This is a genomic window from Nocardia nova, from assembly GCF_002933465.1.
Classification (GTDB): domain Bacteria; phylum Actinomycetota; class Actinomycetes; order Mycobacteriales; family Mycobacteriaceae; genus Nocardia; species Nocardia nova_B.
The window spans coordinates 1-13,707 of record NZ_PSZE01000034.1; the positions used below are offsets into that span (position 1 = coordinate 1).

Annotated in this window: 12 protein-coding genes and 1 pseudogene; 4 read left to right on the forward strand and 9 right to left on the reverse strand. The window is 67.0% G+C overall.

Translation table 11 applies throughout. From position 1 onward, the window contains the following. A pseudogene (locus C5E41_RS28565) lies at positions 1–254 on the reverse strand (MFS transporter); the annotation flags it as partial. A 13-nt stretch (positions 255–267) separates the two neighbouring features. Then, on the reverse strand, positions 268–777 hold the full coding sequence (locus tag C5E41_RS28570; protein ID WP_104378830.1) for a MarR family winged helix-turn-helix transcriptional regulator: 510 nt from the start codon (positions 775–777) through the stop codon (positions 268–270). A gap of 397 nt (positions 778–1,174) precedes the next feature. On the opposite strand from C5E41_RS28570, the gene C5E41_RS35455 reads away from it, so the two are divergent. The 3 genes from C5E41_RS35455 to lipB all read left to right on the forward strand — a co-directional run bounded on the left by C5E41_RS35455 (position 1,175) and on the right by lipB (position 3,732). Continuing rightward, entirely contained in the window at positions 1,175–1,669 is a 495-nt protein-coding gene (locus tag C5E41_RS35455) for a lytic transglycosylase domain-containing protein (RefSeq protein ID WP_258081323.1), read from the forward strand. 122 nt (positions 1,670–1,791) lie between these two features. Next, a complete protein-coding gene (locus C5E41_RS28580; RefSeq protein ID WP_104378832.1) occupies positions 1,792–3,021 on the forward strand; it encodes a DUF475 domain-containing protein in 1,230 nt (409 codons plus the stop codon). A 75-nt stretch (positions 3,022–3,096) separates the two neighbouring features. After that, positions 3,097–3,732, forward strand: a complete 636-nt coding sequence (gene lipB / locus C5E41_RS28585) for a lipoyl(octanoyl) transferase LipB (RefSeq protein WP_104378833.1) — start codon at positions 3,097–3,099, stop codon at positions 3,730–3,732. Here the strand turns inward: lipB and C5E41_RS28590 are convergent. Genes C5E41_RS28590 through C5E41_RS28600 form a run of 3 tightly spaced genes read right to left on the reverse strand, consistent with a single transcriptional unit; the run spans position 3,690 to position 7,143 of the window. Beyond that, positions 3,690–4,697, reverse strand: coding sequence for a hypothetical protein (locus tag C5E41_RS28590; protein WP_104378834.1), 1,008 nt, complete (start codon positions 4,695–4,697; stop codon positions 3,690–3,692). The two genes, lipB and C5E41_RS28590, sit on opposite strands and share 43 nt — an antisense overlap. Next, entirely contained in the window at positions 4,694–6,097 is a 1,404-nt protein-coding gene (locus C5E41_RS28595) for a pyridoxal phosphate-dependent aminotransferase (RefSeq protein ID WP_181063467.1), read from the reverse strand. The genes C5E41_RS28590 and C5E41_RS28595 overlap by 4 nt, the downstream gene beginning before the upstream one ends. Continuing rightward, positions 6,094–7,143 (reverse strand): helix-turn-helix domain-containing protein, encoded by a 1,050-nt coding sequence (locus C5E41_RS28600; RefSeq protein ID WP_104378836.1) that lies wholly within the window; start codon positions 7,141–7,143, stop codon positions 6,094–6,096. The genes C5E41_RS28595 and C5E41_RS28600 overlap by 4 nt, the downstream gene beginning before the upstream one ends. 387 nt (positions 7,144–7,530) lie before the next feature. Here C5E41_RS28600 and C5E41_RS28605 point away from each other — a divergent pair, with 387 nt between their 5' ends. Continuing rightward, positions 7,531–8,007, forward strand: a complete 477-nt coding sequence (locus tag C5E41_RS28605) for a hypothetical protein (RefSeq protein WP_104378837.1) — start codon at positions 7,531–7,533, stop codon at positions 8,005–8,007. On the opposite strand, the gene C5E41_RS28610 is transcribed toward C5E41_RS28605, so the two are convergent. The 4 genes from C5E41_RS28610 to C5E41_RS28625 all read right to left on the reverse strand — a co-directional run bounded on the left by C5E41_RS28610 (position 7,980) and on the right by C5E41_RS28625 (position 13,540). Further along, positions 7,980–10,532: an MFS transporter gene (locus C5E41_RS28610; RefSeq protein ID WP_104378838.1), complete on the reverse strand. Its 2,553-nt coding sequence runs from the start codon at positions 10,530–10,532 to the stop codon at positions 7,980–7,982. The genes C5E41_RS28605 and C5E41_RS28610 overlap by 28 nt on opposite strands. Further along, positions 10,529–11,041, reverse strand: a complete 513-nt coding sequence (locus C5E41_RS28615; protein ID WP_104378839.1) for a MarR family winged helix-turn-helix transcriptional regulator — start codon at positions 11,039–11,041, stop codon at positions 10,529–10,531. Before C5E41_RS28615 ends, C5E41_RS28610 begins: the two co-directional genes overlap by 4 nt. Before the next feature lie 99 nt (positions 11,042–11,140). Beyond that, entirely contained in the window at positions 11,141–11,980 is an 840-nt protein-coding gene (locus C5E41_RS28620) for a DUF72 domain-containing protein (RefSeq protein ID WP_104378840.1), read from the reverse strand. Positions 11,981–12,025: 45 nt separating this feature from the next. Further along, entirely contained in the window at positions 12,026–13,540 is a 1,515-nt protein-coding gene (locus C5E41_RS28625) for a hypothetical protein (protein WP_104378841.1), read from the reverse strand. Positions 13,541–13,707: the final 167 nt, after the last annotated feature.

Below are 13,707 nucleotides of genomic sequence, written 5' to 3' on the forward strand. Positions count from 1 at the left end.
GAAATCGTCGCCGTAATCAAATACGCCGTCGTCGCCCACGCCTGCTGATCGAAACCATGCAAACTATTCGCGATCCGGACAATCGCCACACTCACAATATTCTGATCCAGCGCCGCCAGAAACATCCCCAGCAACAAACCGGACAAAATAGTCAAAACCTGCCGATGCGACAGAGACGGCCGCACGTCCGCCGGCGGCGCGACGGTCGGAGCGTTCGGCTGCGCTGGCGGAGCCTCACTGGTCGAAGTCGTCATGTGTATGTAAGCCCTAATTCGAATCGGCTGTTGCAGTGGATTTTTCGGCTGTGAATTCTTCGATGCCGCTGACCAGCAGCTCGAGGAGATCGGTAAATCTGGCCCGTTCGTCGGCGGGCCACTCGGCCATCACCCCGGCCAGCCAGCGGTTGCGGTTTCGACGGTTCTCCTCGAAGACCCGCACCCCCTTGGCGGTGGGCGCCAGCACGCAGGCCCGCCCGTCCACGGGGTCGGCTCGGCGTTCCACCAGGCCGTGCGCCACCAGCGATCGAGTCTGCCTGCTGATGGTCGATGTTTCGGTGTGCAGGGTGTCCGCCAGCTTCCCCGTTCGCTGCGGACCGTCATGCACCAGGCAGAACAGCACGGAGTAGGCCGATCGTTCCAGACCGTCCGGACCGTACTTGGCTGTATGCGATTTGGTTCTGCCGATCGCCCGCATCAACCGGATCAGCTGGCCGCCGAGTCGATCGGCCACATCCTGTTCGGTGACGCCGGCGCCGGGATCACGGGCATCGACGACCATGACCGAACTTCCTTCTACCCACGACGCATTTGATTAGCATGTACAACTAGTTGCTGAGGCCAACTATACATACGTTCGGATCCCACTCGCACGTACCCCGGCTCACACCCGGGAACACCGAACCGGACACGCCGAGCGCAATCCGGACATCTCGGGATTACCGGTGGTTTGCTCGAGCTGTCGCATTTCCGGCTCTGATCGATCGGCAAGTCGACGCGGAAGGACCGAACTGACCATGTCTGCGCCAATCGACCCCGTCCGAATTCCGGCCCAGCCGACAAATCAAACTCCGAACACCGCGGATTCCGCAACGCATTTTTCGGCTGCCTTCGCCTCGCCGATCGGCTCGGCAACCTCGTCGCCATCTTTCGACCTCACCCGGACCGCAGCCGAAATTGTGACCGAAGCGACACCATCGCCCCATCTCCGCCGCGCCGCTCTCGCCGCGTTCTGCGCGCTGTGGCTGGTCGGCGCACCGACGGCCCTCGTCGCGACGGCCGGCGCCGAGTGCGGGCCCGCCTGCGCCGACACCTCCGGATCGGCATCCGGTTCGGCCTCGGGTTCGGCGGCATCCTCCGGTTCCGCCACCGCGGGTCTGCTGCTGGGCCTGCCGATGAAGGCGGTCGCTCTCACGATCGTCCCGGTTCCGCAGTTCCCCTCGTTCGACAACGTGATCACACACGAGAGCAGCTGGAATCCGTTCGCGGTCAATCCGGAATCGGGCGCCTACGGTCTGGGGCAGGCGTTGCCGCCGGAGCGGATGGCCTCCCACGGGGTGGACTGGATGATCAACCCGGTGACCCAGCTCCGCTGGACCTACGACTACATGGTCGAGCGGTACGGCAGCCCCGACGGGGCCTGGGCGTTCTGGCAGTCCCACCACTGGTACTAGCCCTCGATTGTCGCCGGACCACTTCAGCTGTCACAATCGAAGGCAGGGTTGCGAGCACTCTGAATGCTGTAACCCGCGAGGTCATACCCCCCGCGGGTGTCGAATTGACGAAAGGCATCGGCATGTTCGTGCGAGTTTTCGCCCTGTCGTTCCTGGTTGCCGCGGCGTCTCTCGTCGTCGCGCTGCTGTACGGCGGGCCGGAGGCCGTGGTGCTGGTCGCAGCCCTCGGCGTTCTCGAGGTATCACTGTCGTTCGACAACGCGGTGGTCAATGCCAGTGTCCTGCAACGCATGAGCGCGTTCTGGCAGCGCATTTTCCTGACCGTGGGCATGGTGATCGCGGTCTTCGGTATGCGCCTGGTGTTCCCGCTGGTGGTGGTCGCGATCGGTGCGCATCTGGACCCGATCGAGGCGCTGCGGCTGGCGATGAACCCTCCCGCCGGCGGCGCGCCGTTCTTCTCCGACGGCCGGCCCAGTTACGAGACGCTGCTCAACGACGCCAATCCGAAGATCGCGGCCTTCGGCGGCATGTTCCTGCTGCTACTGTTCCTGAACTACATCTGCACCCAGCGTGAGGTCACCTGGCTGAGCTGGCTGGAGCGACCGCTGGCGCGGATCGGGCGGTTCTCGATGTTCACGGTGGTGATCGCGCTGATCGCATTGGTGCTCACCGCCGGTGTGCTCGCCCCCAACAACAAAGCCGACGTCGTCATGGTCTCCGGCGCTCTCGGCATGGCTACCTACTTCCTCGTCGACGGTCTCGGCGCGCATTTCGAGAACGAGCAGCCCGGCCAGGGCCCCTCGCGCGCCGCCGTTCTGACCGGGCGCGCCGCCTTCTTCGGCTTCATCTATCTGGAAGTGCTGGACGCCTCGTTCTCCTTCGACGGCGTGATCGGCGCCTTCGCCATCAGTGCGGATCCGATCGTCATCGCCCTGGGACTGGGTCTGATCGGCGCGATGTTCGTCCGTTCGATCACCGTCTACCTGGTCCGGCGCGGCACTCTGGCCGAATACATCTACCTCGAACACGGTGCGCACTGGGCGATCGGCGCGCTCGCGGCGATCCTGCTGGTCTCCACCGGCCACCACCTGAACGAGGTGGTTACCGGCCTGCTGGGAGTGGGGATCATCGCCGCGGCCTACATCAGCAGCATCGTTCACAAACGGCGCCACCCGGCGCCCGCTGCCACCGAGACCGAGCTGGAGCATCTGTCCCTCGGCGGGGACGAACTGACGCTGCGCGGCGACCCCGGCGAGCTGTCCAGCCTCGACGGCGGGTTCCCCATCGATCGGGTCACGGTGGACGGCGACGCGCTGCCGGCGCGGGACAAGCTCAACACCGAAGCGCACTGAGGGCCGACGACCGGCGCCGGCGTATCGAGGACTACCGCACGAGTTCGCTGCCGAGCCCGGTCGTATTCTCGGAGCATGAGGTCGCGGCCGCTGACATTGATCCAGGATGAACTCGTCGACTACGACAAGGCCATGGAGCGCATGGCCGAACTGGTGGAACAGCGCCAGCGCGACGAACGTCGGGATACGTTGTGGCTGCTCAGCCACCCACAGGTCTATACGATCGGGCGCCGGACGCCGAGTGCGCATCTCCCCGATCCGGACCACGGGATTCCGGTGGTCGAGACCACCCGCGGCGGGCAGCTCACCTATCACGGCCCGGGACAGCTGGTCGGATATCTCGTCGTGAAACTCGGTGACGGCGAGGGCGTGGTGGACTATATCCGCGAGGTCGAGCACCGCCTGGTCGCCGCGCTGGACTGGCTGGGCATCCGGGCGCAACGCCGCGACACCCCACCGGGTTCGGAACTGCTCACCGGCGTGTGGACCGTCGAGACCGGCCGCAAGATCGTCTCCATCGGCATGCGGCAGAGCCGCGGCGTCACCAGTCACGGATTCGCGCTGAACGTCGACGGCGATCTGGAGCCGTGGCAGTGGGCCGTCGCCTGCGGGCTGCCCGATGTGGATATGACGTCGGTGCGGCGCGAACAGCCGGGCGCGCGAATGGATCAGGTCCGGCCGATCGTGGCGGAGGCGTTCGAGGCCGTCTGAGCATTCGGCGGCCCACATTCCGCCAGTCGCAGTATCGACGCGGTTACCGCCGCACTGTAGGCCCGGCTGGCCGGGGCCGGTCGGCGCGCCGGATAGTTCGAGCGATGGGTCACCACAACGCCGTTGCCCAGCACCACGGTCGCGTCGGTGACGGTCGCCGCGCAGTTGCCACCGGCCTTGGCGGTCAGGTCGACCACGACCGCACCGTCCCCGAGCGCGTCGAGTGCGGTGCGGTCGACCAGCAGTGGCGCCTGTTGTCCGCGTCGCACCGCGGCGCAGAAGACCAGATCCGGTTTGTCCGCACGGATCCGCTCCAGGACGCAGGCGGCGTCGACCTCGCCGGACCAGTGAAAAACATTGGGGCCCTGGGCATTCAGTGTCTGCCGCAGTTCGGGCCGGCGCCCCAGTATCACGGGCGGTTCGGCCCCGCAGGCGGCTGCCGCGGCGACCGCGGACAGTCCGGCCTGGCCGCATCCCAGGATCAGTGAGCGGATCGGCCGGCGCACGGTGCGCGGCACCAGCCGCCGGCCGGCGAGATAGGCCACGCTGCCGGCGATCCGGCTCATCGCCGAGAGCGCGTCCAATTCACCGGTCTCGTGCGAAAAGAGTTCGAACGCTACCGATTCCACGCCCAAGCTGCGCAGTTCGGCGATCTGCGGGGCTCGCCGCAGCGGGTCCTGGAAGCCGATCAGCGTGAGGTGCGGCCGCCGCGACATCGTGCGCAGATCATGTGTAGTCGGCTTCACCCAAGCCAGCACATCGCAGGCCGCGACCACGGTGACCGGATCCGCCGCGACGGCTGCCCCCGCGGACCGGTAGGCCGCGTCGCCGAAGCCGGCCGCCCGCCCGGCATTCGCCTCCACGACAACTCGCATCCCCGCCGAGGTCAGGCATCGCGCACCGTCCGGTGTCAGCGCCACCCGCCGTTCCCGGGCGGCGGTTTCGCGCAGCACGCCGACGATCACGCCGGCGGCTCCGCGATACCGCGCCGACGCAGGATGTCGCGATAGGTGGCGCCACCGGCCAGATCCGCGACGAGCCCGCCGAGCCGGTCGAACAGCTCGTCGATCAACTCCCGGGACTCGGTGCCGGGGCCGTGCCGGGGTGCGAGGACGTTGAGCCGCACACCCGGCCGCGGTGATCCGGTGCGGCCCAGCGCGACGCTGTCGATTCCCGCACCGGCCAGCAGCAGATCCTCCAATGCGGCGCTGTCGCCCACCCCGGCCGCGTCCAGAAGAGTGGAATCGGCGACCACGGACACGAACATGCTGGCGCCGGACCCCAACGGCCGCAATGTATTCGATCCGAATTCGGCGTTGATCGCGGCGATCCGCTCCAAGGCGGTGTCGAACTGTTCGCGCACCAGCTTCCGGTTGTGCTCAAAATAGGCGTCGGGCGTATGGTCCAGCACGGCACGCACCAAGTGCGTACTCTCCCGCTGAAAGGCGATGGTGAGTCGCGCCCGGATGCGTTCCAGCCACTGCGCGTCACCGGAGCAGGCCGCGCCGAGCTTACAGGGGCCGAAGGCGTTGTAGCCCTTGGAATTACCGGTGACCGTCACCATCCGGTCGTACAGCCGGACCGGACCGTGCGCGGTCGGCACCTCCAGCGCGGCGAGCGGAATGTGCCCGCCGACGATCCGGTCGAAGGCCATATCGCAGACCACCGGAACACCGGCCGCGACCAGAACCCCTGCCAGCTCCCGCAATTCGTCCGGTGAGTATCGCGTGACGACGGGATTGCCCGGCAGCGTGAGCAACACCGCGCAGACGTCGTCACCGTGCCGTTCCAGTTCCCGGGCCAGTGCCATCGGGTCGATTCGGAACGAATCGTCCGGAGTCGCCTCCGGAACAACCACTCGCACATCGAATTTCGCGATGTGGGTGGCGAAGTTCTTGTAGAAGCCCTCGGGACAGACGATCACGCCGCCGGGCCGCACGACCGTGGCGATCACCTCCTCGAGCATCAGCATGCTCGAATACGGGCAGACGATAACCTCTTCGGGACGAACCCGGACGCCGGCTATTCCGTCGGCGGGGCGGTGCAGCCGGTCGAACAGGCGGGCGGCGGCCGACTCGCGCAACTCCAGTGGTTGCCGCTTGTCGTAGTCCGGCAGGCCTCGGCGCCGGATCCGATGGGGCGCCACATCGTTCCACGCCCGCCGCAGCGCGCGCGCCGCCGCCGGATCGATCTCGAATCCGGTTTCGCCGTGATACGCGTCCAGCACACCGTGGTACCGGCGACCGGATCGGCCGAGAAATGGCACTGTCTCCGGCAGCTGCCGGCGCAGTTCCTTCTTGCGCTCCTCCGAACGCAGGATCAGCCCGGCGGCGGCCCGCCCGGGATGCCGGGGGCCGGTTGTCACAGCCGCCCTGTTTCCAGCGGCGCCTGGCCTGGGGCCGGGATATCGTTCCACGCTCGAACGAGCGTCTCGCGGAACAGCTCCCGTCCCTCATCGTCGCCCAGACGCTCGAACCGGGCCAGTTGCGGATCGGCCAGCAGATCGTTGACCACGATCGCCGAACCGATGCGCCGCAGGTCGTAGAGCTTCTCGAAGCGCCGGACCGCGAACGCCACATCGTGTTTGAGCACCGAGAAACGCGTCGCGACCCGAGTCTGCCGCGAGTAGTCGTATTCCCCTACGCAGACGTATCGGTCGTCGACGACGAGCATGCTCTGCGCGTTGCGCGCGTGCTCACGCTTGACCAGCACACTCTCGACACCGGAGCGCGCCTGCCACCACAACTTGTCGTCGTAGGGCCACACATCCTCGATGCGGTCCAGAACGTACATGCGCCGCACCGTGACTCGCGGCTCGTGCACCGAATCGGCGAGGCGCACGATCGCGGCATGGTAGTCGTCGCCGACGTCACCGCCGATGGTGCCCAGGTCGGCGGTGTGTATCGCGCGAACGGACCGCTCGGCCTGTTCCAGAATAGTCAGCCAGTCGTTGACCGTATTCCACTCCCACACCGTCGCACTGCGCGAAGGTATCTGCGCCAGCAACTCTTCCGCGCGTTCGAGCTGGCGGGCGGCGATGAGGCGCAGCGGCTCCACCTCCTCGCGCGCACCCCGGGCGTCTAGCACGGTCTGGGCGATCGTCAACACCCGATCCACGACCGCAGGGTCCTTGCCGAGGAGCACATTGAAACGCATCCGCAGGTCGTAATGCCCGCCGGGATCGGACGAGCCGGCGACGCCGTCCATCGGAAGTTCCTGCCCCAGTGCCGAACTCAAACGTTCCCGCAGCGGCAGCGGCGGCACTCGGGTGCCGTTCTCGATCTGCTGTACGAGGCTGCGCGAACAGTCCGCCTGTTTGGCCAGCGCGGCCTGGGTGAGACCGGACTCGATACGGAGCCGGCGCACCAGTTCGCCGATCCGCTCGCCACCGTCTGGGTCAGATTGTGTCACGGTGCAGAATTCTAATCACACGTGGCCCATTGCATCATCGGCTAAACATCAATTTTTCATTACTCCGGTGAACGCACGTCGAACACAGCTCGGAGATAACGCGAATGTGCCCGGCCTGCCACAGATTCTGCCACAAGACGCCCGAAATCGTTCCGCAGAGCCAACTTTCACACCTTCGCGCCCATCTGCGGTAATCAATGCAGATATTCGCTGGGCATATCTGATTGAAGTTGGGCATTGAGGTACCGAAGATATCGCAGATAAGCACAGATGCTTAGTTGACAGCCCCGGAAAGCCGTCCTTAGCATTTAGCTATAGCCACCGGCTCTCCGTTTATCGGAGCGGCAACGACCGCCGCAGCGACCGGCTTGGTGGAAGGGGAATGCCATGACGCTTCATATCACCGACTGGTTGATGACCAGCGATGTCACCCCGGAATCTGCCCAGCGTCTGCCCGCACTTCCCGGGCAGTGGCTGCTGAGCTGGCTGCCCGGCGAGCTTCTGACCCAGGAACAGGCGCTGAGCGGCATGATCGTCGACGAGATCCTGTCCGATCCGGCTTTCGTGGACGACCTCGGGGCCGTCGAGATGGCCACCCTGCACGCCGCCGAACTCGGCATCACCCTGGACGAGGCGGTGATTCGGCTGTGCGCCCGGGTCCTCGAGCGCACCGCCCTGCGATCCGGCGATGTCGGACCGGGCGATATCGAGCCCGGGGATATCGGGCCGGGCGATGGGGGGCCGAACACCACCGAATACGGCCCGTTCCGGGGCCACCCGCACCTACCGCACGCCCACCGCACCCCGGTCTCGCTGCACCGGCCGCGGCATACCGATCACGATCTGTCGGCGACGCCGTCGTAGCAGAGCCGCAGGTCGTGGGCGATCCGCTCGCCGTCGACCGCGACCCGCGCACTGGCGGGCGGATAGCCGCGACCCACCACCGTGTAGTCGCCGGCGGGAAGATCGTCGATCCGGTAGCGACCGTCTGGGTCCGTCAACGCGGCGGCCACCACTGTGCCGCCCGAGTCCAGCACCGCGACGTGGGCATGAGCGACCGGACCGCGCTCGGAGCGCACCCGGCCCGACAGCACCGCCGTCGGCGCGAGGTCGATGTCGTAGCGCAGCATGCCGGTCGCGGGCACGGTCAACGTGATGGCATCGGGCCTGCGATGTCCGGTGACCGCGACCAGGGTGTAGGTGCCGGCGACGATGCCGTGGCAGGCGTAGGCGCCGTCGGCGCCGGTCACCGCCGCACCGACGACCTCGCCCCGCCGATCGGTCAGCGTGACGGTCACGCCCGCGAGGGGACGGCCCGGCCCCTCGGTGACGATGCCGGACAGCTCCCCCGCGCCCGGCAGGGTGAGGTCGACCGTCTGCGGCTCGGAACCGATCGCGACGTTCACCGCGGCGGGCTGATGCCCCTCGGCGGAAACGATCAGCACATAGGTGCCGAGGACCGGCACGCGCAGGCGGTAAGCGCCCGCGGCGTCGGTCGTGGCGCGGGAAACCTGATGTCCCCGTTGATCGATCAGCGTCAGCGCCGCGCCGGGTACCGACTGCCCGTCTTCGCGGTGGATGCGTCCGGACAAGGGCGCGTCGCCGGCCGACTCGCCGGTAACCTCCGGAAACGCGGCGTGCGCGCCCGTTCCGGCAGTGGCAGGCGCCGGTTCCGGACGGACGGCCCCGCCGTCCGCCTCCCGCAACGGCTCTCGCTCCCAGCCCTCCGGCTCCGACCCGGCCGCCTCCGCGTCGGGCTCGGGCACGGCCCGCTCGTCCGGCGCCGGCTCCACGCGCTGCGGTTGCGCCGGTGGCGTCGAACTGTCCTGCAGCGGAATCTCTTTCATGAACAGCAGCACCACACAGGCCAGCAGCGCCACCCCGGCGGCGGCGTAGAACACGCCGTGCAGGGATTCGGTGAAGCCGATGAGAATCGGATCGCGCACCTGCGCCGGCAGTGCCGCGATACCGCTGGTGTTGGCCTGCAACTGGTCGAGTTTTCCGGTGTCGAATCCGGGTGGCAGTACACCGCCGAAGGCGTCGGTGATCTTGTGCGGCAACAGATTGAACAGAATCGTCAGGAAGACCGCGACACCCAGCGTGCCGCCCATCTGCCGGAAGAAGGTCGCCGACGCCGTCGACACACCCATATCCGCCCGCGGCCCGGCATTCTGCGCCGCGATGATCAACGTCTGCATACAGCCACCGAGCCCGAAGCCGATAACCGCGCTGTACACCAGCGGCTGCCAGAGCGGGCTGTCGTAATGCACCTGTGCGTACAGGGCCGCCCCGCACGCGATGACGAAAGTGCCCAGCACGGGCAGGATCTTGTAGCGGCCGGTGAGTTTGGTGATCTGCCCGGCGATCAGCGAGCCGATCATGATGCCCAGTACCAGCGGCAGCATCAGCAGACCGGCCTTGGTGGGCGAATATCCGCGCACCACTTGCAGATACAGCGGCACCATGCTGACCGCGCCGAACATCGCGATACCGACGATGAAGCCGCCGAGGATGGTGATGGAAAACGTCGAATTCCGGAACAGCCGTAGCGGAATCAGCGCGGCATCCTTCATCAGGAATTCCACGAGGACGAACAGCACCAGACCGGCGGCGCCGATCCCGTAGCAGAGCAGCGCGCGTGGCGATTCCCAGCCCCAGGTGCGGCCCTGTTCGGCCACGATCAGCAACGGAACCACACAGATCGCCAGCGCGATCGCACCCCACCAGTCCACCCGATGCCGCTGCCGCTCGTGCGGCACGTTGAGCACCTTCGCGACCACGGCCAGCGCCAGCACGCCGATCGGGACGTTCACCAGGAACACCCAGCGCCAGCCGTCGATCCCCCACAGCGTGTCGTAATCGGAGAAGAAGCCGCCGAGCACCGGGCCGGCGACCGTCGCGGTGCCGAACACCATCATGAAATAGCCCTGATACCGCACGCGTTCGCGAGCGGGCACGATATCGCCGATGATGGTGAACGCCAAGGACATCAGGCCACCCGCGCCCAGCCCCTGGAACGCGCGGAACGCCGCCAGCTCGTACATCGACGTCGCGAACGTACACGCCGCCGAACCGACCACGAAAATACCGATCGCCAGCAAATAAAACGGCTTACGACCATAAATATCGGCCAACTTGCCGTACAACGGCGTAGAAATCGTCGCCGTAATCAAATACGCCGTCGTCGCCCACGCCTGCTGATCGAAACCATGCAAACTATTCGCGATCCGGACAATCGCCACACTCACAATATTCTGATCCAGCGCCGCCAGAAACATCCCCAGCAACAAACCGGACAAAATAGTCAAAACCTGCCGATGCGAGAGTGTGCCCGGCGTGGGGCCCGGAGTCGGCTGCGCCGCCGGCTCCCGGGTGGTCGAAGTGGTCATATTTCCAAGCCCTGTTTCGGTTCGGCCGTCGATGGTGGGGTTGATTCGATACCGCAATTGAGCCGGTCGAGCAACGCGATCAGCGTGGACCGGTCCGCGGCGGGCCAATCGGCCATCACCTCGGCGATCCAGAGGTTGCGCAGGCGCCGATTCTCGGCGAACACCCGAACACCCTCGTCGGTCGCGGCCAGTACGCATGCCCGGCCGTCGATCGGATCGGCGCGACGCTCGACCAGGCCGTGTGCCACGAGAGATCTGGTCTGCCGGCTGATGGTGGAGATCTCGGCGTGCAATTGCTCGGCCAGCTTGCCCGTCCGCTGCGGTCCGTCGTGAACCAGACAGAAGAGCATGGCGTAGGCGAGTTTCTCCAGTCCGTCCGGGCCGGTCTTGGACAGCTGCGTCTTGGCGCGATTCACCGCGCGTACGAACCGGATCAATTGGGCGCCGAGTCGATCGGCGTCGTCGAGCGCTGTGGCAGTGACGGTGCGGTCAAGGCCGGCAGCGGTCATCGGGTGTCCCCTTTTCCCAGATCTGCAGACTTGCTTGGCGCGTACAAATAGTTGCCGACGCCAACTATACAGACGGCGTACAGCGGTGGTTCGTTTCGTTCAGAACAAGGTCATCGGCTCGATCGGCGCCGGATCCACCAGGGCCGGCAGTTCCGCGCCGGCGGACCGCACGTCATCGTAGAACCGCCGGGCCAGGAGTAGCGAATCCGCATTGTCGGGAGTGTGGACGAATACCGTCGGTGACCGTCCTTCCCGCAACCACTCGACGACGAGGTCGCGCCACGGCCGCCAGCCGGCGACGGTCGCCTCGATATCGTCGTTGCCGTGATACCGCACGATCGGATAGGCGGTCAGTGCGCGCAAGCGGCGCGGCAGCCGCGGCTTCTTCGCGCTCGCCTCGTACTCACCGGGGCTGCGCGGCGGCGCGGCGAACAGAGTGGTGGTGTCGAACGGAATCCATTCGGCGCCAACACGTTCCAGCACGTACTCCAGCCGACCGGCGGCCTCGGGATCGGCGAAGAACGCGCGGTGGCGCACCTCGACCGCGCAGCGATACCGGCGCGGCAGGCGGTGCAGCAGTCCGGCTAGCACGCCGAGATCGTCCGGCCCGAACGAGGCCGGCAATTGCGCCCAGAGCGCGTGGATGCGCGGCCCCAGCGGTTCGACGGCGCCGAGGAATTCCGCCAATTCCGTTTCCGCACCGCGCATCCGGCGTTCATGGGTGATGGTCCTCGGCAGCTTGAGCACGAATCGGAAGTCGTCGGGCGTTTGCTCGACCCACGACCGTACGGTGGCCGGACTCGGCGTCGCGTAGAAGGTGGTGTTGCCCTCCACCGCGGTGCAGTACCGGGCATAACCGCCCAGCCGCCGCCGCGAATCCGGCTGATACGCGCGCCACGCCTCGTGGGTCCACTGCGCGCATCCGACCGAGAGTGTCATGGTGTCGACGGTAACCGCCCGCGGTGACAGGTACCGCGGGGCGGCTCAGCCCTGCCGCGTACCGCCGCGGAAGAACAGGATCTGGTCGCCGTAATCGGCCAGCGCACGCGCCTGCCCCGCCTGCCGGATTCCACTGGCGGGCAGGTTGGTCAGCTTGGCGAACATGCCGGAGTTGCCGAACGCCGCCCGGACCTGGGTTTCGGAGGCGTAGTCGGCGCCGTAGTCGGCGAGCATCGCGAAGTCCAACGGCGCCAGCGGAGTGTCCAGCGGCTCCTGCCCGGCCGGGCGGCCCAGGGCGGCGAACTGCCGCGCGGCACCGTCTGCGTACCAGCACAATTCGTAGGTCAGATTCTCGATGGTGTTGACCGCGAGCACCGGCCATTGCCGCGAAAGCCGCAGCGCCAGCGGGTTTTTGCCGGTGGGGGCGAGTTCCCAGAACAGGCTCAGCACATGGACCCAGCTGCCCGCGCGCTGCAGCAGCACCACGTCGTCACCGAGGTTCGGATCGGCATTGAGGGCGGGATCGGGCATATGCCAATGGGTGTCGCCGACTCCGGCGAAGGCACTGCTGTCCACCGGATGCGCGCCGTCGGCGGCATAGGCCTCGATCACCGCCGCGCGCACCCGGGCCACCGCGTCTGCGGCGGCGCAGCGCACGCTCAACGCACCGTAGGAGGTGGCGATCTCCATGGGCTTGGACGGCGGGTCCGCCAGCGCACCGGCGGCGAGGGGTTTGAGTCCGACCAGACCGAGCTTCCAGTTGATCTCCTCGATAGTGGTCAGATCGCCGGCGGTTTGGTAGAGGATCTGCTGCTGGGTGAGATATCCGGCCCGCTCGAGCGTCGGGCATTCCAATTTCACCAGGGCGGCATGGGTTTTGCTGGTGAATTCGAGCTCGTCGATCGAGGTCTCACGCAACCGGGTGGTCATCTCCGGCGTGGTCCACGCCGAATACCGTTCGCGATACATCGCCAGTGCCTGTTTGCGCGCGCGGCCGATCATCAGGGTGCGCAGCAGCATGTTCAGGCTGGCCAGATAGCGGCCCGCCTGATCGGGATTGGCGGCGAACAGACCCGCGCGGATACGCACCGCCTCGGCACTGGCCGCCACCGCCGATTCCGGATCCAGCCGGCACAGCCACACCCCGCATTTGGACAGACCGTCGGCGCACACGCCGGCCGCCATCGGATAGTTCTGCGCCACTTGGTGATACGCGTCGCAGGCCTGGCGGATGGTCGCGGTGGCCAGTTCACGATGACCGATGGTGCGGGCGGCCTGCTCGAACAGTCGCAACGCCTCGGTGACCTTCCCGGCGAATTGCGCGGTCACATGCCCGGCGGTCAGCCAGTGCAGCCGGATCAGCACCGCCTCCTGGGCGGGTTCCAGCGCGGCGGGGGCGCGGTCACGGTCGGCGCCTTCGGTTTTGGTGTCCAGGCAGGCCCGGGCCAGCTCGCACAGCGACGTCGCCAGGCGCAGTTCGGCCTCGGCCGATCGTTCCTGGGCGGCGGCCCGTCTGTGCTCGGCCACCTGCTGTTCGATCGCGCTCAGCGCACTCGCCATCCCAACTCCCGCATCACCTTCCGCATACGGTCGTCGACCGGCCGCATCGTGCCGTGCCGAGTCTGCCACATCCGGGGACCGCGCAGCAGCCGACGATGCCCGCGAGCCGCGCGCCACCGGGCCGTATGTCACCGGCAGAACCGGGCCCATTCCCCGAAAAGAAGGAA

Coding starts and splice junctions, on each gene's coding strand:
- C5E41_RS28580 (WP_104378832.1), top strand. CDS start 1,792: ATGTTCGTGCGAGTTTTCGCCCTGTCGTTCCTGGTTGCCGCGGCGTCT.
- C5E41_RS28615 (WP_104378839.1), bottom strand. CDS start 11,041: ATGACCGCTGCCGGCCTTGACCGCACCGTCACTGCCACAGCGCTCGAC.
- C5E41_RS28610 (WP_104378838.1), bottom strand. CDS start 10,532: ATGACCACTTCGACCACCCGGGAGCCGGCGGCGCAGCCGACTCCGGGC.
- C5E41_RS28620 (WP_104378840.1), bottom strand. CDS start 11,980: ATGACACTCTCGGTCGGATGCGCGCAGTGGACCCACGAGGCGTGGCGC.
- C5E41_RS28625 (WP_104378841.1), bottom strand. CDS start 13,540: ATGGCGAGTGCGCTGAGCGCGATCGAACAGCAGGTGGCCGAGCACAGA.
- C5E41_RS28570 (WP_104378830.1), bottom strand. CDS start 777: ATGGTCGTCGATGCCCGTGATCCCGGCGCCGGCGTCACCGAACAGGAT.
- C5E41_RS28605 (WP_104378837.1), top strand. CDS start 7,531: ATGACGCTTCATATCACCGACTGGTTGATGACCAGCGATGTCACCCCG.
- lipB (WP_104378833.1), top strand. CDS start 3,097: ATGAGGTCGCGGCCGCTGACATTGATCCAGGATGAACTCGTCGACTAC.